Source organism: Roseovarius amoyensis, assembly GCF_003260265.1.
GTDB classification, from domain to species: Bacteria; Pseudomonadota; Alphaproteobacteria; order Rhodobacterales; family Rhodobacteraceae; genus Roseovarius; species Roseovarius amoyensis.
Genome location: NZ_QITQ01000022.1, coordinates 1 through 23,015 on the forward strand (window position 1 = coordinate 1; position 23,015 = coordinate 23,015).

The following is a 23,015-nucleotide window of genomic DNA, read 5'->3' on the forward strand; positions in this document are numbered from 1 at the left end:
GCGACCTTCGCCTTGAACTCGGGCGCATGTTGTTTGCGTTTCGACATCTCTGATCTCCTTCTCGTCGAAGATCAGCAGACTGCAAATCGTAGCTTACGTCACTGTCCGAATTTCGGGGGGTAGCTCAAACCTCAGCGTCTATGGCGTTCGAAAGATCTGGCATCAAATGCGCCGGGAAGGCTTTGATGTCGCCCGCTGCACTGTCGCCCGACTGATGAAGGACATTGGGATTGAAGGCGTTATACGCGGCAAGAAACCCAAGACAACGATCCCCGATCAAGCGCGGCCATGTCCATTGGACAAGGTGAACCGCCAGTTCCATGCACCAGCGCCAAACGTGCTGTGGGTTAGCGACTTCACCTATGTCGCGACGTGGCAGGGGTTTGTATATGTGGCCTTCGTCATTGACGTCTTCGCCCGTCGTATCGTTGGCTGGCGTGTCAGTCGCACGGCCACTGCCGGATTTGTCCTCGATGCTTTGGAACAAGCCATTCATCAACGCAGACCAGTTCAGGGCCAACTGGTGCATCACTCAGATCGCGGGTCGCAATATCTGTCGATTAAGTACACCGAACGACTGGCCGAGGCGAAGATTGCCCCGTCTGTCGGCAGCGTTGGGGATTCCTACGACAATGCCCTGGCGGAAACGATCAACGGCCTGTTCAAAGCAGAGGTCATTCACCGGCGTGGCCCATGGCGCAGCTTCGACGCCGTCGAATACGCCACCTTGGAATGGGTCGATTGGTTCAACAACCGCCGACTGCTCGAACCCATTGGGAACATTCCGCCAGCCGAGGCCGAGGCAAACTTCTACGCTGCACTGGAAAGATCAGACATGGCCGCGTAACTAAGACAAATCAGCCTCCGGCAAACCCGGCGCGGTTCATTCTGCGGTCGCTGCAAAGGCAGACACAGCTGCAAGGCTTACAACCAACAAAAAGGATTTCAGTTTCATAGCACTCTCCAGGTTCAATCACTCGATCGCATGATGGGCGCGCGTATCAGCAAGGTTACAGTTTCATGAAAGCTCTGTTACGTATGCGGTCGAGGCTCCAAAAGCCTCAGCCAACTTTGTTGCCTTGGCTCCAGACGCCGCGGAGCAGAGGTGTTTGGTCGATTTTGCGCACACGCAGCACATCACCGCGTAATCCTGTTTCCAAAGCACCACGGTCATGCAACCGCACGGCCTTTGCGGGGTTACTGGTCACTGTGGCAATGGCGCGGGGCAGATCATTCCAGACATATGCAAGGTGGAAGGCGGACAGCAGCAGCGCCGAGGGTACGTAGTCTGATGAGACAATGTCGAGAAGATCGGCTTTCGCGAGCTTCTCCGCGGCGACATTGCCAGAGTGGGATCCGCCACGGATCAGGTTGGGTGCGCCCATCATCACGGCAATGCCGTGGGTGCGGCAGGCGTCTGCGGCCTCAACCGTTGTGGGAAACTCGGCAAAATCCACGCCGTTGCCCGAAGAGGTCGCGACATGATCGGCCGTGGTGTCGTCGTGGCTGGCCAGCACAGCGCCAAGGCGGTTTGCCTCGGCAACGGCGCCTGCCTCGTGCTTGGCCCCAAAGCGTTTTTGCAGACCCAACAAGGTCTCGACATGTTCGCCAAACTCCGCGTCGTTCATCCCGCGTTTCTTAGCGACATAGGTTTTCAATGCGGCCAGATCACGGAACTGGCGTTGCCCCGGGGTGTGATCCATCAGGCTGACGATGCCGACCCTGTCTGATGGTCCGAACGTCGCCAATTCTTCAAGCAGCGTCTCTGAACAGATCTCAGCCCTGAGGTGGAGGAAATGACTGATCTTGAAATACCCTTGTTCACGCGCTGCCAGGAGTTCATCCGCCAGCTTTCGGGCGTAGTCGATGTAGCGTCCCTTGCCGCTATGGATGGACCCCACCCGCATGGCGTCAAACACCGTCGTGACGCCCGTGGAGGCCAGCTCAGCATCGTGAGCGATCAGGGCGGGGAGATGTGGCCAGTCCACCTCCGGGCGCGGTTCTATATGGCGTTCGACATTGTCCGTATGCAGTTCGACAAGACCGGGAATGACAAGATCACCGGTGCAATCCAAGGCACCGGTTGGGACATGATCCCCCTCAGCAATGTCACAAATGACGCCCTGTTCGATTGTTACCGAACCAGTGAGCACCTGATCCGACAACACAAGCTGCGCATTGGCCAGGCACAGATCGCTTGACACGTTCTTGTCACAAGCCTTTGTCAAGGAGGACGTGGGAAAAGGGGAATTCATGTCATACTCTCGATTTGCGATTTACTATGTACCGCCGGTCGGGCCGTTGGCCGATTTCGGCGCGTCTTGGCTCGGGTGGGACGTTGTGCATGGCCGTGAGGCGCGTCAGCCTGATGTGCCCGGTTTGCGTGACATCACGATGACACCACGCAAGTATGGGTTCCATGGGACATTGAAGCCGCCGTTTCGCCTGAAGGGCACGCGGACGATCCAGGATTTGGACAAAGCCACATCGGACATTGCGGCATCGCTTTCCGCTGCGGTCTGCGCTTCTTTGGAGCTGGCAACCTTGGGCCGGTTTCTGGCGTTGACACCGCTGGGCGGTATAGAGGCTGTGCAGCGGGTTGCGCAGGCTTGTGTCAGCGAACTTGACGTATTTCGGGCTCCGGTCGAGGCACCGGAACTGGCGCGCCGTCGCGCGGCCGGGCTGAGCGCGCGGCAAGATGCATTGCTGGTTAAATGGGGCTATCCCTACGTCATGGAAGAATTTCGGTTTCACCTGACCCTGTCGGGGCGTCTGCCCGAGGCAGAGATCCCCGTGTGGGCCGATCAGGTACAACGCTATCTGCCCGACTTGCCCTCGCCCTTTGTTCTTGACCAGATCGCCTTGTGTGGCGAGCGTGAAGACAGACGGTTCGAGATGCTGCATCGCTACACGCTCGCCGGTTGAAGCAGCGCCGCCCCCCGGGCGACGGTCTGTGACAGCGGGCCATCGTTGGCGAGGTGGATCACCTTCAGCCCCTCCGGTAAAGGCGTTTCAGCCTGCGCAAGGCGTTTGGCGATCTCTTCGTCTGTCTCACGGGCCCGCGCGGCCAGACGCTGCGCAAGCGTTTCCGGTTTCGCAGTGATGTTGAGAACCATGAAGCGCGGGAAAATCTCGGCCGCTTGCGTCAGAGCCTTGCGGGAGAAATTGACAAGGCAATCGGTGCCCTTGCCAAGTTGGAATTTTACGGTGATCGGAATGCCGTAACGCAGCCCATGCGCGCGCCAATGAACCGCAAAAGCCCCATTATCAACCAAGGCTTCAAATTGCAGGACTGAAACCGCATCGTAGTCCTCACCGCCCAATTCGGGCGCACGCGTGATGACGCGGCGCACGAGATGCAGATCGGGCAGCGCGCCCTTAATGCCCGCCATCACGCTGTCTTTGCCCACACCCGATGGGCCGACAACCGCGATGAGGCGTCCCCCTGAATTTGAGGCAAGCGTCACGCTGCCAGTCCGTGGGTAAAGCGGCCGACATCAATTTCGCGATCACAGACACGGGTACGGGCCGCCTCATCATGGAAAATACCGATGATGGCCGCTCCGCGCGCTTTGGCGTCTTCGATCAAGGAGAGCACCACCTCGCGGTTCGCAGCGTCGAGGCTCGCGGTGGGTTCGTCAAGCAACATCGCAGGGTAGGTATGGGCAAAACCACGGGCAATGTTCACGCGCTGTTGCTCACCGCCCGAGAAGGTTGTGGGGGACAACGGCCACAGCCTTTCTGGGATGTTCAATTGGGTCAGAAGCGCCTTGGCACGGTCCTGTGCTTCGTCTGCCGGTACTCCCGAAGCGCGCAGAGGCTCTGCAACGACATCGAGCGTTGGAACTCGCGGCACCACACGCAGGAACTGGCTGACATAGCCCAGGACATCACGGCGCAACTTGATGACATCGCGCGGTTCGGCCTGCACGATGTCCAAATCGCCAATGCGAATTTCACCTGCCCGCGTCAGGTAATTGCCGTAGATCATCCGCATCAGCGTGGATTTCCCGGCACCAGACGCTCCGGTGAGCGCCACGCATTCGCCAGGGGCAACCGCGAAGGACACATCGCTGATTACCTCGATCACGGCACTTCCCTGATTGTGCAGGGTAAAGGTCTTCGAAACGTTACGGAGTTCTATCATGGCTCACACCTGCAAAACGGAACTGACAAGAAGCTGGCTATAGGCATGCTGTGGATCGTCCAGAACCTGATCTGTCAGGCCCGCCTCGACCACGCGGCCTGATTTCATCACCATAAGCCGATCCGCCAAAAGGCGAACCACAGCAAGGTCATGGGTTACGATGATCGCCGACAGCTCCATGTCGCGCACGAGACCGCGCAGCAGATCCAGCAGACGCGCCTGGACTGACACATCAAGACCGCCTGTAGGTTCATCCATGAACACCAGCCGCGGGCCCGTGACGAGGTTGCGCGCAATTTGCAGGCGTTGCTGCATGCCGCCGGAAAATGTTGTGGGGCGGTCATCGACGCGGGAGGCATCAATCTCTACGCGCCCGAGCCAGTCCGTGGCCTTGTCACGGATGTCGCCGTAGTGGCGCTCGCCGACAGCCATCAACCGCTCACCTACATTGCCACTGGCGCTGACGCCCATACGCAGCCCGTCGCGGGCGTGTTGGTGGACAAAGGCCCAATCGGTACGACCGAGCATCCGGCGCTCCGGCTCGGACATGGTAATTGTGTCGCGCGGGCCGTCGGTGCGGGTGTCGAACACCACCTGTCCTGCATCGGGGGCCAAATGTCCTGCCATGCAATTGAGCAAGGTGGATTTGCCTGACCCGCTTTCGCCAACGATCCCCATAACCTCACCGGGATAAAGGTCGAAGGAAACATCCGCGCAGCCGATATGTGCGCCATATCGCTTGGTGATGCCCTGAACGGAGAGCAAAGGTGTCATGCTGCGTCCTTTCCGCCATTGTCTTTACCCATGTGGCCCGCCGCCTGACGGGCCTCGCAATAATCGGTGTCAGAGCAGACAAACATCCGCCCGCCTGCGTCATCGATGATCACCTCATCAAGGTAGCTGTCGGTCGCGCCGCACATCCCACATGGGTGATCGGCCTTGGACGCCTCGAACGGGTGATCCTCAAAGTCGAGGCTGACCACTTTCGTGTAAGGCGGTAGGGCATAAATGCGCTGCTCGCGCCCCGCGCCAAAAAGCTGAATTGCCGCCATGTCTCCCAGTTTGGGGTTGTCGAATTTGGGGATCGGCGATGGGTCCATCACATAGCGCCCTTCGACCTTAACCGGGTAAGCGTAAGAGGTCGCGATATGACCGTGGCGGCTGATATCCTCGTAGAGCTTCACATGCATCAGCCCGTATTCTTCAAGGCTGTGCATCTTGCGGGTCTCGCTTTCGCGCGGCTCCAGAAAGCGCAGCGGTTCGGGGATTGGCACCTGATAAACAAGGATCTGGCCCTCGTGCAGCGGCTCTTCTGGGATGCGGTGCCGGGTCTGGATCACAGTCGCGTCGCTTGTCGAAGTGGTCGTCGCAACCCCTGCTGTGCGTTGAAAGAAGCTCCGAATTGAAACCGCATTCGTTGTGTCATCGGCGCCCTGGTCGATCACCTTGAACGTGTCTTCGGGCGTCAAAACGGCAGCCGAGACTTGCACGCCACCCGTGCCCCAACCATAGGGCATCGGCATCTCGCGCGAGGCGAAGGGCACCTGATAGCCGGGAATGGCAAGCCCCTTTAGGATTGCACGGCGGATCATGCGCTTGGTTTGTTCGTCCAGATAGGCGAAGTTATACTCGGTCATTCCGCAGCCTCCTGCACCTGTTGCGCACCCGCTTTGCGACGTAGCTTGCGCACCAGTTCCAATTCAGACTGAAAATCGACGTAATGGGGCAGTTTGATATGTTCGAGGAACCCCGTCGCCTGAATATTGTCGGCGTGATACAGAACGAATTCAGCGTCCTGTGCGGGTGCGCCAACGTTGTCCTCGCCCAATTCTTCCCAGCGTAGCGCGCGATCGACCAAGGCCATGGAGATCGCCTTGCGCTCGGTCTGGCCAAAGACCAGCCCATAACCGCGCGTGAACTGGGGTGGCTCGATCTTGGAGCCCTTGAACTGGTTAACCGTTTCGCATTCGGTTAGCGTGACCTCTCCGATTTCAACGGAAAACCCCAACTCGGGGATGTCCATTTCGACCGGAACCGAGCCAATCCGCAACTCGCCCACAAAGGCATGATTGCGTCCGTAGCCACGCTGCGTCGAATAGGCGAGGCCAAGGGTAAAACCTTCGTCCGCGCGGGTCAGGGCCTGCAGGCGCAGCGCGCGCTCGGCGGGTATTTCCAATGGTTCGCGGGTCAGATCAGGCGGCGGCGTGTCGTCATGGGGGGCCTCTTCGATCAGCCCTTCGCGGTTCAGGAAGTCAGTGACATGGGGGACATCGCCCGGCGCGGCCTCACGAGACGGAGCCTCAAGCGCCTCGCCATCCGCGGCCAGTTTGAAGTCCAGCAAGCGGTGCGTGTAGTCAAAGGTCGGCCCGAGAACCTGCCCTCCCGGCAAGTCCTTGAAGGTGGCCGAGATGCGTCTGTCACAGGCCATCGCGCCGGTGTCGACCGGCTCGGAGGCACCAAAGCGGGGGAGGGTGGTACGATAGGCGCGAATGAGAAAGATCGCCTCGATCAGATCGCCCCGCGCCTGTTTGATTGCAAGTGCCGCAAGGTCTGGATCATAAAGCGAGCCTTCGGCCATGACACGATTGACGGCGAGGCTCAGTTGCTCGCGGATTTGCGCTATGCTGAGTTCCGCGATGTCCGTGTCGCCCCGGCGCTCTTCGGCGATCCAGGCATGGGCATTCTCGATTGCCCGCTCTCCGCCTTTGACCGCTACATACATGTCAGGATGCTCCTTTATGCGCTGCCGCTTCGCTGCTTGAGCCCGAGACATCGGTTGAGCGGGGCAGTGCCGCGATGCGATCACCGCTGGTCAGGATGAAGTCCAGCCCGAGCGGGAACAGAGACCGGTTGGCTTGAAACGCGTCCACGTCTGGCAAGGAAAGCGTTGCTTTGTCCTTGATCCCGGGACCCGTCAGTGTTGCGCCTGAGGCGGCAAGCTCCGAACATTTCACGATGAGCGTTGCTGAGCGGTCTGGATACTCTGATGTTCCGATCGGATAGACCGTGAGCGGCGCGAGCGCATCCCATGCGCCAACCGCAAACATGCAATGCGCGGGGCCAACAAAAGGGGCGCCTGTGTGAAAGGACAGCCACTCCCGCACCGCTTTACAATCCAGATCGCCAGCCAGATATACAGGTGTTTCGGTATCGCAGAGCGTCAGCAGAACGGCGCCCATTGCGGGCGACAGAGGGGCAGGGGGTGCGGCCCCTTCGATGTTCTGAATGGTTCCTGGACGCGCCATGGCCTCCATTACACTGCGAAAAGCGTGAGCAGACCCGATGGCTGGATCGACGAAGCCGCCGGACAGGGTGTTTGCCTGCATCAGTCTTCTCCTCGGACCATGGTAAAGAAATCAACCTTTGTGGCTGCCGCCTTGGCCGCGCGGGCGGCTTTTGCGGTCGCCATCCCGGCTTCCAGGGGCTCAAGAACTGTCTCACGCAGTCTGCTCGCCATTGCGGTTTGCATAAGCGCATCGACGAGAGCGGAGACCTCAGCATCTGCTTTGCGACGCCCCTGAATATAGCTGTGCCCGACTTCACCAGTGTCCAACGTCAGCGCGCAGCGGGTTATCGTCATTTCACCAAGATTGAAGGGCGCACCGGTGGCACCGGCGCGGGCGCGCACCATCGTGCTGCCGATCTCGGGTGCGCGCAGCCACGAAAAAGCGGGGCGCGATATTTCAGCGTCCAGCAGTGCGGCCACACGGCCTTCGGGCGCTTTGGCCAACAGCCCCATCCACGCCTTGCGGGGATTATTTTCGCTCTCAGTGTCTTTCATCTTGACAACTCGTCTCTTTCCTATACAACTATACATATCTTACCAGATTCGATGTTTGGCGACAGAGGAGATTTGTGAAGTTTGCGTGACGGTCCTGACAAAACCCCCATCTGGAAGGCCATCGCCAATGCCTTGCGCAGCGACTTGGCCGAAGGGCGTTATCGCCCCGGTGACAAGCTGCCGACCGAAGCCGCGCTGGCAGAACGCTTTGGCGTTAATCGCCACACGGTGCGCCATGGGATTTCTGCGCTGGTCGACGAAGGGCTGGTCCGTACCCGTCGCGGGGCAGGGGCCTTTGTCGCGGCCACGCCAACCGACTATCCCATCGGAAATCGCGTTCGTTATCATGAAAATTTGATCGCAGCAGGCCGCAGGCCGGAAAAGCGTGTGCTCGCGTTGGACGAGCGCGCGGCGACTTTGGGCGAGGCTCAGGCGCTGCAAATTCAGGCGGGCGATGCGGTCTGTGCCTATCATGGGCTTTCATTGGCGGACGGCCAGCCAATTGCCGTATTTGAAAGCCTGTTTCCGATCCTTAGGCTTCCGGGTATTGCCGCTGCATTGAAGGGCGCAAGTAGCGTCACACAAGCTTTGGGTATTGCGGGCATCGACGACTATACGCGTGCCTCAACCCGCCTGACAGCAGTCCGCGCCACGGCAGCCCACGCGTTGCATTTGCAGGTGAGCGAAGGCGATCCGTTGCTGAGATCCTCAAGTGTCAATCAATGCGAGCGCGGGCAGCCTGTAGAATACGGTCGCACCTGGTTTGCGGGTGATCGCGTGACGCTGACGCTTGAATCGTGAGGCTTGCTGCCCCGTAACTGACGGCAACGCGTTACAAAAGCTTCACTTTGCCCAGCCGGATAATTCATATATTCGTGAATTATGGAAACATTGATACCCAATCGCCTGTCCACGCTCGGCCACCCACAAAGGTTGGCGCTGTTTCGGCTGCTGATGCGGCGCTATCCTGATCGTGTCCCGGCTACGGAATTGGCGCAGGCGCTTGGGCTCAAGCCGAACACGTTGTCGACCTATGTAAATGCGCTGATGCAGGCTGGTTTGATCCGCCAAGAGCGTGTTGGCACGTCACTGCGCTATGCCATCGACATGGGTGCCGCGCGCGAGACCTTAGATTACCTCCTGCACGACTGTTGCAGGGGGAGGCCTGAGATTTGCGCCCCCAATGTCTATTCCGCCCCTGTTGGAGACAGACCAATGACTGATCGAAAATATAACGTATTGTTCATATGCACTGGCAATTCTGCCCGCTCTATCTTTGCGGAGTCTATCCTGCGTGACCTCGCCGGTGATCGTTTTGTTACCTACTCGGCAGGCACCAGGCCGCGCTCGGAGTTGAATCCATTTGCGCTCGAGGTGCTGGAACAGAAGGGGCATGATGTATCGGTCCTTCGTTCCAAGAACATTTCTGAGTTCCAAGGGGCGGATGCCCCTAATTTCGATTTCGTCTTCACCGTCTGCAATCAGGCGGCCAATGAGGAATGCCCCTCCTGGCCCGGTCAGCCGATCAGCGCGCATTGGGGGCTGCCTGATCCGGTGAAGGTTGAGGGTTCTGACTCAGAAAAGAGTCTCGCCTTTCACCAGACCTACGGCGCGCTGAGGAATCGCATGATCGCTTTTTCGGCTTTGCCCCTTGCTTCGTTGGACCGGTTGTCCTTGCAGAAAGCTGTCGACGAGATCGGCCAATCCACCGATGAAGGATCATCGATATGACTGTTTTCGCCCTCAACGGCCTTGGCCGCATCGGGAAGCTTTCCCTGAAACCTTTGTTGGAACGCGGGGCGAAGATCGCCTGGATCAACGATGGGGTGGGGGATCCGGAGATGCACGCGCATCTGTTGGAGTTCGACACGGTCCATGGCCGCAGGAAGGCCGATTTCACCCATGATGCCGACAGCGTTACGATCGACGGCACGCGCCTTCCGTTCATCGGCACCCGCGACATCGCTGACCTGCCGCTGGACGGCGTAGACGTGGTGATCGACTGCACTGGGGTCTTCAAGACGGAGGCGAAGATCGCGCCCTATTTTGAGGCAGGCGTAAAGAAGGTGGTTGTATCTGCCCCGGTCAAGGACGGGGATGCCGCCAATATCGTCTACGGTGTCAACCACGACATCTATCAACAGGACCGGCACCGCATCGTGACCGCGGCCAGTTGCACCACCAATTGTCTGGCACCGGTCGTCAAGGTGATCCACGAAAACTTGCGGATCAAACATGGCTCCATCACGACGATCCATGACGTGACCAACACACAGACCATCGTGGACCGTCCGGCCAAGGATCTGCGCCGCGCGCGGTCGGCGTTGAATTCCCTCATCCCTACGACGACGGGAAGTGCGACCGCGATAACACTGATCTACCCCGAACTGACGGGCCGCCTGAACGGTCACGCGGTCCGTGTACCGCTGCTCAACGCGTCGCTGACCGATTGCGTGTTCGAGGTCGCGCGCGAAACCACAGCCGAAGAGGTCAATGCGCTTTTCAAGGCTGCCGCAGAAGGGCCCTTGCGGGGCATCCTGGGCTACGAGGAACGGCCGCTTGTCTCCGCCGACTACACCAATGACGAAAGATCGAGCATCGTCGATGCGCCCTCCACCATGGTGATCAATGGCACGCAGGTTAAGGTCTACGCGTGGTATGACAACGAGATGGGCTATGCGCACCGGCTGGTGGATGTGGCCTGCATGGTCGGGGACAGTCTGTGACCAAAAGCGCCACGCGCCCGGAAGGTCTGTCGGCCTATATTGCGGTCACGGTCGCCTACTGGGCGTTCATGCTGACCGACGGCGCCTTGCGCATGCTGGTTCTGCTACATTTCCACACGCTGGGGTTTTCTCCGATCCAGTTGGCCTATCTGTTTGTGCTGTATGAAATCGCGGGCGTCGTCACCAATCTTTGTGCAGGATGGATTGCCGCCCGGTTTGGCCTGACATCGACGCTCTATGCGGGGCTGGGGTTACAAGTGCTTGCGCTGCTGGCCCTGGCACAGCTCAATCCGTCCTGGGCGGTGGCTGCGTCGGTCGTCTTTGTCACGCTGGTGCAGGGGGCGAGCGGTGTCGCCAAGGATCTCGCCAAGATGTCGTCAAAGTCTGCGGTCAAGTTATTGGCACCGGCAGAGGATGGTGGACTCTTCCGTTGGGTGGCACTCCTGACCGGCTCAAAGAACGTGGTGAAGGGCGCGGGCTTTCTGCTTGGCACAGCACTGCTGGCCACGCTGGGGTTTGTCTGGGCGGTTCTGGGCATGGCCGCGATCCTTTCTGCAATCTTGTTGGCCGTGTTCATTGCCATGCCGCCGGGGTTGCCGAAGGGGCGCAAGGGCGCGAAATTTTCTGAGGTTTTCTCGAAGTCGGCCAATGTGAATTGGTTGAGCGCGGCACGGGTGTTCCTGTTTGGGGCGCGGGACGTCTGGTTTGTCGTCGGCATCCCGATTTATTTCTACGCCGTGCTGTCGGATGGCACGATTGAAGCCAACCGCGCCGCGTTCTTCCTGATTGGGACATTCATGGCCGGTTGGGTGATCCTTTATGGGTTCATTCAAGCGAACGCGCCCCGCATCCTGGGTGCGAAAACAAGGTCCGAGGCAGAGCTGATCACCGCAGCACGCGGATGGGCCTGGGCTCTTGCGGCGGTCCCTCTGGTCTTGACGGCGGCGTCCCTGTCCAGCGCCGGGCCGCAGAATTGGCTTACCGTGACATTGGTGGTCGGGTTGCTGGCCTTTGGCGTGATCTTTGCCGTGAACTCGTCCTTGCATTCCTACCTGATCCTGTCCTTCAGCAAAGCCGAGCGCGTCACCATGGACGTGGGTTTTTACTACATGGCCAATGCGGCCGGACGATTGGCGGGGACCCTGCTTTCAGGAATGACCTACCAAACCGGTGGGCTGGCCCTCATGCTCGGCACGGCGGCATTTATGGTGGCGCTGTCTGCTGTCGCGGTGGGGTATCTGAAACCTGACTGATGGCCGATGAGGGGCGCGGGGATCGTATGACGCTGGCGCGAGACAGTGGAACACCCCAAGCCGAAACCGGCCAGGGGCGTCCCTGTTTGAATGGCACAGCGGGGTCTATTCGAGACCCAGGCAGTTCGCGTAGTATGTCACGGTGGCAGGCCAGTCCGAGAAGATACCCACAACGCCGACATCCTGCGCGAGCGCATCGATGTATTCGTACATCACGCCATCGCTGTCGGTGACATCCGAAATCGACTGGTAATACCAGCCGCCGCCCGCGACGAGCGGACCGGAGCGTTCGATGGTCCAGGTGATGATGTCCAGCCCCGCAGCCTTGGCCTGCTTGGCAAGTTCGGATGGAACGATCTCGCCATCCGACAGCGTGACAAGCATCCACGTCGGCCGGGCGATGTAGTTCACGCCCATGGATTTGAGGTCTTCCATCGTGTTGGGCCATGTCGATGGATCCATTGGCGAATAGCCATCGATCTCGTCTTCATCCATCAGATAGACCGCCAGCGCGCCGAATTCCGGTTCCTCCTCGATCCAGTAGCGCACATCGTCCAGATTGAACGACTGCAACCAGACGTCAGTGGCCGGGATGCCCATTGTCTTGTATTCGTCATAGTCCTGCTGGCTGAAGCCATTGAACGGCATGTCGACCGACGGTGCTTTCAACTCCGGTGTGAATTTCGCGCCGAGCGACTTGAAGAGTTCGATGGACTCGGCATGTGTCATGAAGGTTGCAGGCTCAGCCGAATAGAGGTCGGTGCGCCAGCCAGCCGTGCCACCGAGATAGGCCTTAGCCGTTGTGGCAGACTCATCCGCCGCGTCCATCTTGGGTGTGAGCGTCCGGTAGTCTGCCAGCGTGATCTCGGACGTCCGGCACTCAGCGGAGGCCTTGGCATCGCCGCTGGCCGGGGTAAACGGCGTGATGCAGGTCGAGGCCAGCGATGTCGCGAGTATATCGGTGGTCGTATGCAGGTCGTTCTGAGCGTGGCGGCACACCAGTTCGAGATCTTTTGTAAAGGTGACGTCGCATTCCAGAATGCCCGCGCCCATCCGGGCTGCGGCCCGGTTGGATTCAACCGTATGTTCGGGGAACTGCATCGGTGCACCGCGGTGACCAATCGAGAAGAGCGACTGCGAAGCCTCTTGTCCTGCGCCTCGTCAGTGCCGTGCTGGTCGAGATCGACGACAAATGGGTCGCTGAAACCAAGGCCTACATCAAGTGGGAATGCCAGGATGCATGATCATGGCGTCAGTGAATTTCCAGACCGCAGGTTGCTCAATCGAAAGACTTTTATGACCTTGCTATGAATCGGGACAGTCATTCGTACTTTTTAAGGAAGGCTTCGGTGCCCAGCTTGCGAAAATCTTCGAGCGCCAGATGCAAACGCTCATGCGACCAATCCCACCACGCCAGCGCGATCAGGCGATTCGCAATCTCTCGTGGCTGGCGCCGGCGCAGTGGCTTGGCGGGTGTGCCGGCCACGATCATGTAGGGCTCCACGTCTTTGGTCACCACGGCCCCCGTTGCCACAACGGCACCGTGCCCCAGTGTCACCTCTGGCTTGATCATCGCCCCCGCGCCGATCCATGTGTCATGGCCGATGTCTGCGATACGGGATTTGCGATGTGCGAAGAAAGCTTCGTCTCGGGCGGTACCGTCCCAGTAGTCGGCGGAACGATACAGGAAGTGGTGACATGCAGCAGTGTGCAACGGGTGATCAGTTGCACCGATCCGGACAAAGGCTGCGATATTGGAAAATTTGCCAATCTGTGCGTTGGCGATATCGGCATATCTGTCGCAATAGCTGTAATCCCCAAATGAGGAATGCGCGACACGACTACCTTTGCCGATCTCGACATAAGCCCCGAAGGTGCTTTCGGTGATCTCACACTCGGGGTGGACAAAGGGGGTATCGGCGGATAGGCGCGGCATGTTCAAAATGCACGTTCTTTGCCGGTAAAGCGAAAGAACCTTCCGGTGTCTTGGATCGTCAGGCGCTCCGCGATGGCCAAGATGCCCTTCGCGACCGCACCCGGGTCTTCTTCGGCCTCGGCCCCGCCCATGTCCGTTCGCACCCAGCCGGGGTCGACCAGGGCCACCGGGATACCTTCGGGTTCCAATGCCGTCGCCAAGCCTTGCATGACCTTGCTCACCGCGGCCTTGGAGGCGCGATATGCGATCCTGTCTGCCTTGCGGTAGCCCATCAATGCCATCTGGGACGAAATTGTGAGGATCCTTGGCGCAGCACCTTCGCGCAGCCGGGGCAGGACGGCTTGGGCAACGGCCAAAGGGGCAATCGAGTTTACCGCCAAGCTGTGAGCGAAGCCTGCAAAATCCATATACAGCGGTAACTGACGCTGGGGCGTGATCACGCCCGCATTGTTCACGAGCATACCCAGAGGCCCAATTTCAGAAAGCTGTGCGGCTATGGTGTCTGGATCATCCAGGATCAGGGCGATTGTCTGGTCACGCCCGTCCCGGGTTGTTCCGATCGGTTCATGACCTGCGGACTTGGCAGCCCTAAGCAGCGCCGCTCCGATCCCGCGGTTGCTGCCGGTAACCAGGATCCGCGCCATCAGTCCTTGCGTCCGATCAGCTTGCCGCGCAGCCAGCCCGAGAACCAGTCCATGAACATCACCATGGCGATGATCAGAACAATATAATAGGCGACTTCTTCCCAGTCTTTCTGGGTCTGGATCGCTTGGGTCAGCATCAGGCCGATGCCGCCGCCTGTGATCGCACCGATGATGGTCGCGGATCGGGTATTGGATTCAAGGAAGTACAGGATTTGCGCCAGCAGAACCGGCACCACCTGCGGGATCACCCCAAAACGGTAGCGTTGCAGCGGTTTTGCTCCGGTGGACGACACGCCCTCGATCTGCCTTTGATCGACGTTTTCCAGCGCTTCGGAGAAAATCTTGCCGAATGTGCCCGTGTCGGTGATCAGGATCGCCAAGGCGCCCGTCAACGGGCCGGGGCCAAAAGCGCGGGCCAGAACAACCGTCCAGATGAGCGCATCCACCCCGCGGACAAAGTCGAACAGGCGGCGGGTCGCCGCGCGCAACAGCATAAGTGGCGAGAAACGTTTGGCCGCCAGAAAGGCGAGCGGCAACGCAATGATCGCAGCCCCCATCGTGCCTAGGAAGGCCATCAGGATCGTCTCGCCAATGGCCCAGGCAACATCCTTGTGGCGCCACATCGCGTTGTTCCACCAATCCGAGATCGCGCCCGAGATGTTCAACCGGCCGGGATCCAGACGCTCGCCGAACAACAACGCTCCAAGGCCCTGCCCGTGGTAGGGGCTGTCCAATGTGAACCAGAACAGTTCCCATCCGGGAAAATAGTTGAACACCTCGGTGCGCGCGCCGGTCAGCGTGATGCGCCCTTCGGGTGTGGTGATGCCGATGCGGCGACCCGAGGCGGAAATCCAGTCGGGCAGATCATCTGGCAAGTTCGCTGTCAGGCTGCGCCCCTCGGCCTGCACTTCGATCAACTGGAAGCCCGGAATTTCAATCTCGGTCCGGTTGTCTGAAAGGTAGCGCACGATGTGATCGCCTCCCAGATCAATGGTGATGGTCTCTTCCCCGCTGATCCAATCGGGCCGCATGCCATCGGGATAGGCACCCTTGCGTTCGCCCTCCACGGCATAGGTGATCTCGCCCGAACGGTTGTCGCGGGTGACATGGACCTTATGGGACCAACTGTCAGAGGCGAGTGTGACCGCGTTGTCCAGACTTGCGCGTCCCGCGAGGCCAGGCAGATCAAAGGCAAAGAAAATATAGACGAAATAGACAGCAATCACGGCGGGAACGGCAAAGCCGATCATGCGCTTGCGTTGAAAGAGCTTCTCAGCCTCAAACTTGGTCGCGTCCAGATCAACGGCTGTCATTGGCTTTGCCCCTCGGCCAAACGATTGCGGTAGCGGCTTGAGACTTGATCGAAGAACACGATCGTGCCGAACAGCAGGATGAAGATCGCGGCGGCCTCATCAAAGCGGCCCGGCCCCCAGGCCATTGAATTGCGCAGCTCGTAGCCAAGGCCCCCCGCACCGACGAAGCCAAGGATTGCCGAGGCGCGGATGTTGATCTCGAACCGCAGCAAGGTGTAGCTCACGTAATTCGGCGCGACCTGTGGCAGGACGCCCAATAGCATCCGCTGCGACCAGGTGGCGCCTGTGGAAGCCAGACCTTCGACAGGTTTGAGGTCCGCGTTTTCCGCCACTTCGGAGAACATTTTGCCAAGCGCGCCTGCCGTATGGATGGCGATGGCGATCATTGCAGGCACCGGGCCGCCACCAAGAACGAAGATCAGCACCAGCGCGATGACGATTTCCGGCACCGCGCGCATGATGTCCGAGATACGGCGGAAAAGCGGGATCAAGCGCGGCCAAAGGGCCAAGCCTCGTGTGCCGAGCAGAGACAGGAACAATCCGCCAATCGCACCGATCAAGGTGGACACGGCAGCAATGTTGACGGTTTCCACCAATGCCGGGAAATATTTGGCGATCAGGCCGGGCAGATCAGCGCGCTTTTCCCAGGCCTCGGATAGAACATCCGCCGGGTAGTCGCCAATCTGGTGCAGCCCGTCCCAGAACCCGCCCGCATTGCGGTCCTCTGCGACGTTGAAGCCCGACACCATCAGAACGACGAAAATCAGCAACGTCAGCCCGCCATAAAGCCTGCGGCGCTGCACCTGCGCCATATAGGCGGACTGTATGCTGACCACGCTTTGCGGCGCATCGCTGAGTGATATGTCTGCCATTCGGCCCCCCGGACAAAGAAATACCGGCAGCTCCGAGGGGCTGCCGGATACGTCATGAAAATTGCTTAGCCGCCGATCTTGGCTTTGCGGGCCTCGACGATGGAAATGTAGGTGTCGTGGGTTACCGGCTGGAAGCCGAGGGTGTCACCCGACGCCACACCGTAGGCGCAGTCCGGATCCGCTTCGTAAAGACCGTCCACCAGGGCGGTCATTTTCGCGCGGACATCAGCGGGCAGGGCCTTGCGCAGAACGATGGGGCCTTCGGGGATGATTTTGGATTTCCAGATTTGAACCATGTCGTTCATATCGACCAGACCAGCGTCAACAGCTTTGCGCAGCGCGCCGGAGTTGTAGCCGTCTTCCCAGTTGCCCTGAGCGTCAGCCCATGTCACGCCGCCGTCGATATCACCGTTATTGACTGCAACGATCGTCTGTTCGTGGCCGCCGGTGAATTTGACCTCACCGAAATATTCTCCGCTCTCCATGGTGACACCGTCTTTGTACTGCGGGATCTCGATGGATGGGATCAGGTAGCCGGATGTGGAGTTCGGGTCGCCAAAGCCAAAAACCTTGCCTTCCATGTCGTCAAGCGAGGTGATGCCGCTGTCCTTACGGGCGAAGCCGATTGAGTGATAGCCGACGGAGCCGTCCACATTCACCTTGATCAGAACAGGCTCAACCGCGTCGGGGTCTTGCAGGAAGGTTGCTGCGTAAGCCGACGCGCCCAGCCATGCCATATCGATGTTGCCGCCCAGCAGGCCCTGGATCACGCCATTATAGTCGGCAGGGGCGAAAAGCTTGGTTTCAACGCCAAGCGCTTCGGTCGTGTAGCCGGCAAGGCACTGGTAGGAGTTCATACGGTCCTGAGCGTTCTCGCCGCCCAGGATGCCGATGCGGAATTCGGTGATCTCTTGGGCAAATGCGCCGCTGCTGAGGGCTGTGGTGGCGATAAGCGCCACTGCGAGGGTCTTTTTCATCATGATCTCCGTTTGGTTTGATGAAGGTGGCCCGCGCAAATCACGCGGGTTCAAACTGGCTCAGACGTAGGCTTCCGCTTCGCGCACCTCGGGCATGTCCAGTGTTTCGATTTCGGTGGAGGTGGCAGCTTCGGAAAAATCTGCATTCGCCCCGTAAATATCGCGCGCAACCCCAGTGGTCAGCTGTTCGGGTGTTCCGTCAAAAACGATCCGCCCGTCGCGCATCCCGATCACCCGGTCGCAATAGCGACGCGCGGTGTCGAGCGTATGAAGATTGGCAATCACCATGCGCCCGTCTTCTTCGTGGATGGTCCGAAGGGACTGCATGACAACTTGCGCGTTCATCGGGTCGAGCGAGGCGATTGGTTCGTCCGCAAGAATGATCTTGGGGTTCTGCATCAACGCGCGGGCAATGGCGACGCGCTGTTGCTGACCGCCTGAAAGCGCTTCGGCGCGCTTGGGCACTTGTTCGGCAATCCCCAGCCGATCGAGGATCTCGATTGCCTTGTGAATGTCAGCCTGCGGATAAAGGTTGAACATCGTCGCAAAGGTCGGCCGCTTGTTCAGTGTTCCATGCAGCACGTTCGACACCACGTCCATGCGCGGCACCAGGTTGAACTGCTGAAAGATCATCGCACAACGCGATTGCCAGTTCCGCTTGGCAGCCCCGCGCAGCGCCGTGATTTCTTCGCCCTCAAAGGTAATGGTGCCCGTCGTGGCGTCACTCAGGCGATTGAGCATGCGCAACAGCGTGGATTTGCCCGCGCCTGAACGCCCGATGATCCCGATCATTGTCGGTTTGTCGATGACGATATTGGCCGCGTCCACGGCCGTTTTGTCTCCGAAGCGCTTTGTCAGCGTGTCTATCTGCAGCATGTTGCCCCCAATGTTAAGGGAGCGGGTAGAGACCCAAGGCTACAGCTTCGTGACGGTTTTGATTCAGTTTCTTTACAGCTGCGGATTTCAGAAATACCGGACAGATGGGTATTGTCAGATTAACTGGACTCGTTCGTTCTTCCCCGGTCCTGAGCTTTGAGACACTGGCATAATTTCCTTGCTTACTTGGTTGTCGCCAAGTAACGCCCAAACAAGCCAGCCCAAATCCGCACCGAAAACCCTACCACAGGGTTTTCTCTGACAAGGCCGTCAGCCGGCCTCAAGCGAAGTTGCTCTGACACCGCCCTCTGCCCGATTGTTGAGCCACCGGCCGGTTTCCTGCCGATTGACCGCCCCGATTTCCTTCAGTGCGGCCCCGTAGGAGCGTAGTTTGTCGGTCACGATCTTCTCGGGCCGCCCGTAGCGCCGCATCGCTTTCTTCAAGAATTTAAGGGCCGCACGCTTGTCTCGTGTCTTCGTCACGTAGCTTTCGATCACCTCACCCTCGTGATCGACTGCCCGCCAACGGTAATGTCGCTCGCCGTTGATCTTCACGAAAACCTCGTCCAAATGCCATTGCCATTGTGGCCATGCCCGCATCCGTTCAACGCTCTTCTTGCGGATTTCGGAGGCGAATTTCGGACCAAAGCGTTGCCACCAGAACCGCACGGACTCGTGGCTGACATCGATGCCGCGTTCGTGGAGCAAGTACTCCACGTTCCGCAGCGAGAGCGGAAACCGGATGTACAGCATCTCCGCCAGGCGGATGATTTCAGGGCTCGTTCTGAAACCTCGTTCTGAAACAACGAAATGGGCTGCACTTTGTCATGGCGACAAGCTACGCCCTCAATTCAACCGGCTCAAGCCGGTTTACTTGACACCGCCCTTGCATCCGCCGGAAGCCGGACATGGCGCGTTCTCGTCGTCGGAAGGGCAGGTGGGAATTCTCGGCGCGATTGTTCAGCCAGCGCCCGGTCTGCTGCCGATCGGCATTTCCGATCTCCTTCATGGCGGCGCCGTAGGAGCGCAGCCTGTCGGTGACAATCTGCTCTGGCCGACCGTAGCGTTTCATCAATTTTCTGAGGAATTTCAACGCTGCCCTGCGATCGCGGCGCTTGGTGACCAAGGCCTCGAGCACCTCACCCTCGTGGTCGACGTCCCGCCAGGTAATGCGTCTCGCCGTTGATCTTCACGAAGACCTCGTCGAGATGCCATTGCCAGTTCGAGTGGGCGCGCATCCGCTGGACCTTGGTCTTGGGGATCTCGGAGGCGAACAGGGGGCCGAACCGCATCCACCAAAACCGAACGGATTTATGGCTGACGTCGATACCGTGCTCGTGCCGCAGGTCCTCGAAGTTGCGCAACGAGAGCGGGAAACGAACGTACATCATGACCGCCAGGCGGATGACCTCGGGGCTGGTTCGGAAATAACGAAAAGGGTTGGGTTTGCTCATTCCGGCAGGGTAGGGTGCCGCCGTTGCAGGCGCAGGCCGCATCGTCTTGACACCTCCTGCGGGCGGGGTAGGGGGTGGATCAGTCAGGCTCAAGCTGAGTTCTTCTGACAAGACCCGTCAGGGCAATGTGTTCACATGGGTCAATTATCAGTGAAAATTTAGCAGCCTACCGGGTCACTTCTCAGCAGAAACCCACAGACCTGTGACCCTCCCGGCCCCGCCGCGACGGGGCCGGGAGGGTCAATACTCTTAGCTTCCAGTCCAGCGCGGGGCGCGCTTTTCGGCGAAGGCGGTCGCGCCCTCCTTGGCGTCGTCCGAGGCAAAGACCGGGTCGGTGTACTCGGCCTGCCGGGCGAAGCCCTCGGCCACCGGCCAGTCCTGCTGAAGCGTCACGACCTCCTTGACTGCCGCGACCGCCAGCGGCCCGTTTGCGGCGATCTGACCCGCCAGGCCGCGCGCCGCGTCGAGGGCGCCGCCCTCCGGCGCGACCCGATTGATCAGACCCAGGCGCAGGGCCTCTTCCGGCTCCAGGAACCGGCCAGTCATCATCAGCTCCATCGCGATGCGCTGCGGCATCTGACGCGGCAGGCGCAGCAGGCCACCGGCCCGCGCCACCAGCCCGCGCTTGACCTCGGGCAGGCCGAAGCGGGCGGTCCCGGCGGCGACGATCATGTCGCAGGCCAGGGCCAGCTCGAACCCGCCGCCCAAGGCATAGCCCTCGACCGCCGCGATGATCGGAGTCTTCGGCGGGGCTTCGGTCAGGCCGGCGAAACCCCGGCCCGGGATCTTCGGCAGTTCACCGCGCAGGAATCCCTTGAGGTCCATCCCGGCACAGAAATGGCCGCCCGCGCCGGTCAGGATTGCAACGCGGATCTCCGGATCCGCGTCGATCCGGTCGATCGCCTCAACCATCGCCTCGGACAGGGCCAGCGTCGCCGCGTTGCGCGCCTCCGGCAGGTTGATGGTGAGGACAGCGACATGGTCGGCGACCTCGACAATCAGCTCTGACATGGTCTCTCCCGCGCCTATCTCGGCTGCATCCGGATCGCGCCGTCGAGCCGGATCGTCTCGCCGTTCAGCATCTGGTTCTCGATGATATGCGCGGCGAGCGCGGCGAACTCGGGGGGCTGGCCCAGTCGGGCGGGATGCGGCGCCGAGGCGCCGAGCGAATCGCGGACCTCCTGCGGCAAACGCGCCAGGATCGGCGTGTCGAAGATGCCGGGCGCGATGGTGCAGACGCGGATCAGCCGCTTGGCCAAGTCACGCGCCGCGACGATGGTCATGCCGACGATGCCCGCCTTAGCGGAGGCATAGGGAATCTGGCCGATCTGACCTTCCCAGGCTGCGACTGAGGCGGTCAGGATGAACACCCCGCGTTCGTCCGCGATCGGCTCGTTGCGGTTGAACCGCTCTGCCGCCAGGCGCAGCACGTTGAACGACCCCACGAGGTTCAGCCGGATCAGCCCCTCGTAGTGATCCAGCGACCCGGCGTTGCCCTCGTGGTCGAGGATCCGCAGCGCCCCGCCCCGCCCTGCGCAGTGCACGCAGGCCCGCAGGTCGGCCATCTCCTCGGCCGCATTGAAGACGGCCTTCATTTGCTCGGTTTCGGTCACGTCGGCGGGAACGAAACGTGCGCGGTCTCCCAGGGACTTGGCCTGTTCATCACCGGCCGAGCTGGGCAGGTCCGCGATCACGACATGCGCACCCTGTGCAATCAGTTTCTGTGCGGTGGCAAAGCCCAGTCCTGAGGCGCCGCCGGTCACGACGGCGGATTTTCCATTTATATCCATTTTTTCTTTTCAATTCATTACTTCGAGAATGGTGGCATTGGCCATGCCACCGGCCTCGCACATCGTCTGCAGGCCGTAGCACGTCCCGGTCTGGCGCATGGCGTGGATCATCGTCGTCATGATCCGCGCGCCGGATGCACCCAGCGGATGACCCAGGGCGATCGCCCCGCCGCGCGGGTTCAACCGCTCGGGGTCGGCGGCCAGGGCGCGCTGCCAAGCCAAGGGAACCGGGGCGAAAGCCTCGTTAACCTCGTAATGCCCGATTTCATCAAGGGACAGACCTGATTTCTCCAGCACCCGCCGTGTCGAGGGGATTGGCGCGGTCAGCATCAACGTTGGATCGTCTCCGACCACATCGAAGCCCGCAAAGCGTGCAATCGGCTTCAGGTTCAGGGCCCTGGCGGTGTCTTCGCTCATCAGGAGCAACGCCGACGCCCCGTCGGTGATCTGCGAGGAGTTGCCGGCGGTGATTTTCCACTCGATACCCTCGAACCGGTCTTCGAGCGCCGTATCGGCAAACGGGGTCTTGAGCTCCGCAAGACCCTCGGGCGAGGACTTGGCCCGGATGGTTTCGTCCGCATCCACGATGCCGTCGGGTGTCACGATCGGCAGGATCTCGTCCTTGAAGCCGCCTGCCGCCTGCGCCTGCGCCGCGCGGTGGTGCGACGTGGCCGAATAGATATCCAGCTCCTCCCGGGTGAGGCTCCACTTCCGGGCGACCAATTCGGCGGCCACGCCCTGGCTGACCAGTCCCGGCGCATAGCGGGCGTTGGCACCGTCTCCGAAGGGATCCATGCCGATCCGGGCGCTGCCCATGGGCACGCGGCTCATGCTCTCGACCCCGCCCGCGATGACGATGTCATAGGCCCCGGCCGCGATGCCATGCGCCGCGAAGTGCACCGCCTGCTGGCCGGAGCCACACTTGCGGTCGATGGTGGTCGAGGGGACCGAGGCGGGAAAGCCTGCCGACAGAAGCGCCCAGCGTCCGGGCGTTGCCGACTGCTCGCCGACCTGGCTGACGCAGCCGACCAGAACATCGTCCACGCGGGCCGGGTCGATGCCGTTGCGCTCGACCAAGGCCTTCAGCACCTGGCCCAGAAGGTCCGAGGGGTGCACAGCGCTCAGGCTGCCCCCCTGCTTGCCGCGCCCCATCGGGGTGCGCAGGGCGTCGACGATAACGGGGTTTCTCATGGCGTTCTCCATTTCTGGCTTGGCCCGGACCGCGTGGGAGGTCTCCGGCCCCCGG

At 60.3% G+C, this 23,015-nt stretch carries 22 protein-coding genes and 4 pseudogenes; 6 read left to right on the forward strand and 20 right to left on the reverse strand.

The features are described from left to right. Positions 1-124 precede the first annotated feature (124 nt). Positions 125-847, forward strand: a pseudogene (locus DL899_RS15335) (IS3 family transposase); the annotation flags it as partial. Between the two features lie 214 nt (positions 848-1,061). Here the strand turns inward: DL899_RS15335 and DL899_RS15340 are convergent. After that, positions 1,062-2,255 carry an alpha-D-ribose 1-methylphosphonate 5-triphosphate diphosphatase gene (locus DL899_RS15340; RefSeq protein ID WP_204355325.1) on the reverse strand — a complete coding sequence of 398 codons (1,194 nt, stop codon included), beginning with the start codon at positions 2,253-2,255 and terminating at the stop codon, positions 1,062-1,064. On the opposite strand from DL899_RS15340, the gene DL899_RS15345 reads away from it, so the two are divergent. Beyond that, positions 2,236-2,925: a DUF1045 domain-containing protein gene (locus DL899_RS15345; RefSeq protein WP_338049659.1), complete on the forward strand. Its 690-nt coding sequence runs from the start codon at positions 2,236-2,238 to the stop codon at positions 2,923-2,925. The genes DL899_RS15340 and DL899_RS15345 overlap by 20 nt on opposite strands. Here the strand turns inward: DL899_RS15345 and phnN are convergent. Genes phnN through phnG form a run of 7 tightly spaced genes read right to left on the reverse strand, consistent with a single transcriptional unit; the run spans position 2,907 to position 7,928 of the window. Beyond that, positions 2,907-3,467: a phosphonate metabolism protein/1,5-bisphosphokinase (PRPP-forming) PhnN gene (gene phnN, locus DL899_RS15350; protein WP_111735247.1), complete on the reverse strand. Its 561-nt coding sequence runs from the start codon at positions 3,465-3,467 to the stop codon at positions 2,907-2,909. The genes DL899_RS15345 and phnN overlap by 19 nt on opposite strands. After that, the gene (phnL, locus tag DL899_RS15355; RefSeq protein ID WP_111735248.1) at positions 3,464-4,147 is read right to left on the reverse strand and encodes a phosphonate C-P lyase system protein PhnL; all 684 of its coding nucleotides are present in this window, start codon (positions 4,145-4,147) and stop codon (positions 3,464-3,466) included. Before phnL ends, phnN begins: the two co-directional genes overlap by 4 nt. 3 nt (positions 4,148-4,150) lie before the next feature. After that, entirely contained in the window at positions 4,151-4,921 is a 771-nt protein-coding gene (gene phnK / locus DL899_RS15360; RefSeq protein WP_111735249.1) for a phosphonate C-P lyase system protein PhnK, read from the reverse strand. Continuing rightward, a complete protein-coding gene (locus DL899_RS15365) occupies positions 4,918-5,784 on the reverse strand; it encodes an alpha-D-ribose 1-methylphosphonate 5-phosphate C-P-lyase PhnJ (protein ID WP_111735250.1) in 867 nt (288 codons plus the stop codon). The genes phnK and DL899_RS15365 overlap by 4 nt, the downstream gene beginning before the upstream one ends. Continuing rightward, on the reverse strand, positions 5,781-6,869 hold the full coding sequence (locus DL899_RS15370) for a carbon-phosphorus lyase complex subunit (protein ID WP_111735251.1): 1,089 nt from the start codon (positions 6,867-6,869) through the stop codon (positions 5,781-5,783). Before DL899_RS15370 ends, DL899_RS15365 begins: the two co-directional genes overlap by 4 nt. A gap of 1 nt (position 6,870) precedes the next feature. Next, complete coding sequence (phnH, locus tag DL899_RS15375) at positions 6,871-7,473, reverse strand: phosphonate C-P lyase system protein PhnH (RefSeq protein ID WP_111735252.1); 603 nt, start codon at positions 7,471-7,473, stop codon at positions 6,871-6,873. Next, the gene (gene phnG, locus DL899_RS15380; protein WP_111735253.1) at positions 7,473-7,928 is read right to left on the reverse strand and encodes a phosphonate C-P lyase system protein PhnG; all 456 of its coding nucleotides are present in this window, start codon (positions 7,926-7,928) and stop codon (positions 7,473-7,475) included. The genes phnH and phnG overlap by 1 nt, the downstream gene beginning before the upstream one ends. Before the next feature lie 81 nt (positions 7,929-8,009). Here phnG and phnF point away from each other — a divergent pair, with 81 nt between their 5' ends. From phnF to arsJ, 4 genes are all read left to right on the forward strand, one after another. Next, positions 8,010-8,729 (forward strand): phosphonate metabolism transcriptional regulator PhnF, encoded by a 720-nt coding sequence (gene phnF / locus DL899_RS15385; RefSeq protein ID WP_111735254.1) that lies wholly within the window; start codon positions 8,010-8,012, stop codon positions 8,727-8,729. 81 nt (positions 8,730-8,810) lie between these two features. Next, positions 8,811-9,659 carry an arsenate reductase/protein-tyrosine-phosphatase family protein gene (locus DL899_RS15390; protein ID WP_111735255.1) on the forward strand — a complete coding sequence of 283 codons (849 nt, stop codon included), beginning with the start codon at positions 8,811-8,813 and terminating at the stop codon, positions 9,657-9,659. Next, the gene (locus DL899_RS15395; protein ID WP_111735256.1) at positions 9,656-10,654 is read left to right on the forward strand and encodes an ArsJ-associated glyceraldehyde-3-phosphate dehydrogenase; all 999 of its coding nucleotides are present in this window, start codon (positions 9,656-9,658) and stop codon (positions 10,652-10,654) included. Before DL899_RS15390 ends, DL899_RS15395 begins: the two co-directional genes overlap by 4 nt. After that, entirely contained in the window at positions 10,651-11,907 is a 1,257-nt protein-coding gene (arsJ, locus tag DL899_RS15400; RefSeq protein ID WP_111735257.1) for an organoarsenical effux MFS transporter ArsJ, read from the forward strand. The genes DL899_RS15395 and arsJ overlap by 4 nt, the downstream gene beginning before the upstream one ends. Positions 11,908-12,012: 105 nt before the next feature. Here arsJ and DL899_RS15405 read toward each other — a convergent pair. The 12 genes and pseudogenes from DL899_RS15405 to DL899_RS15460 form a co-directional block, all read right to left on the reverse strand. Continuing rightward, a pseudogene (locus DL899_RS15405) lies at positions 12,013-13,059 on the reverse strand (glycerophosphodiester phosphodiesterase family protein); the annotation flags it as partial. Positions 13,060-13,228: 169 nt separating this feature from the next. After that, the gene (locus tag DL899_RS15410) at positions 13,229-13,843 is read right to left on the reverse strand and encodes an LbetaH domain-containing protein (RefSeq protein WP_111735259.1); all 615 of its coding nucleotides are present in this window, start codon (positions 13,841-13,843) and stop codon (positions 13,229-13,231) included. Positions 13,844-13,845: 2 nt separating this feature from the next. Then, positions 13,846-14,487: an SDR family NAD(P)-dependent oxidoreductase gene (locus tag DL899_RS15415; RefSeq protein ID WP_111735260.1), complete on the reverse strand. Its 642-nt coding sequence runs from the start codon at positions 14,485-14,487 to the stop codon at positions 13,846-13,848. Then, entirely contained in the window at positions 14,487-15,800 is a 1,314-nt protein-coding gene (phnE, locus tag DL899_RS15420) for a phosphonate ABC transporter, permease protein PhnE (protein ID WP_111735261.1), read from the reverse strand. Before phnE (DL899_RS15420) ends, DL899_RS15415 begins: the two co-directional genes overlap by 1 nt. Beyond that, positions 15,797-16,672 carry a phosphonate ABC transporter, permease protein PhnE gene (phnE, locus tag DL899_RS15425; RefSeq protein ID WP_111735262.1) on the reverse strand — a complete coding sequence of 292 codons (876 nt, stop codon included), beginning with the start codon at positions 16,670-16,672 and terminating at the stop codon, positions 15,797-15,799. The genes phnE (DL899_RS15420) and phnE (DL899_RS15425) overlap by 4 nt, the downstream gene beginning before the upstream one ends. A 65-nt stretch (positions 16,673-16,737) precedes the next feature. Further along, positions 16,738-17,649 carry a phosphonate ABC transporter substrate-binding protein gene (gene phnD / locus DL899_RS15430; protein ID WP_111735289.1) on the reverse strand — a complete coding sequence of 304 codons (912 nt, stop codon included), beginning with the start codon at positions 17,647-17,649 and terminating at the stop codon, positions 16,738-16,740. A 60-nt stretch (positions 17,650-17,709) separates the two neighbouring features. After that, entirely contained in the window at positions 17,710-18,525 is an 816-nt protein-coding gene (phnC, locus tag DL899_RS15435) for a phosphonate ABC transporter ATP-binding protein (protein ID WP_111735263.1), read from the reverse strand. A gap of 306 nt (positions 18,526-18,831) precedes the next feature. After that, a pseudogene (locus DL899_RS15440) lies at positions 18,832-19,296 on the reverse strand (IS6 family transposase); the annotation flags it as partial. Positions 19,297-19,411: 115 nt separating this feature from the next. Beyond that, positions 19,412-19,979: pseudogene (locus DL899_RS15445) on the reverse strand (IS6 family transposase); the annotation flags it as partial. Between the two features lie 249 nt (positions 19,980-20,228). Further along, positions 20,229-20,990 carry a crotonase/enoyl-CoA hydratase family protein gene (locus DL899_RS15450; protein ID WP_111735265.1) on the reverse strand — a complete coding sequence of 254 codons (762 nt, stop codon included), beginning with the start codon at positions 20,988-20,990 and terminating at the stop codon, positions 20,229-20,231. 14 nt (positions 20,991-21,004) lie between these two features. Beyond that, entirely contained in the window at positions 21,005-21,769 is a 765-nt protein-coding gene (locus tag DL899_RS15455) for an SDR family NAD(P)-dependent oxidoreductase (RefSeq protein ID WP_111735266.1), read from the reverse strand. 9 nt (positions 21,770-21,778) lie between these two features. After that, entirely contained in the window at positions 21,779-22,960 is a 1,182-nt protein-coding gene (locus DL899_RS15460) for a thiolase family protein (RefSeq protein WP_111735267.1), read from the reverse strand. Positions 22,961-23,015 lie beyond the last annotated feature (55 nt).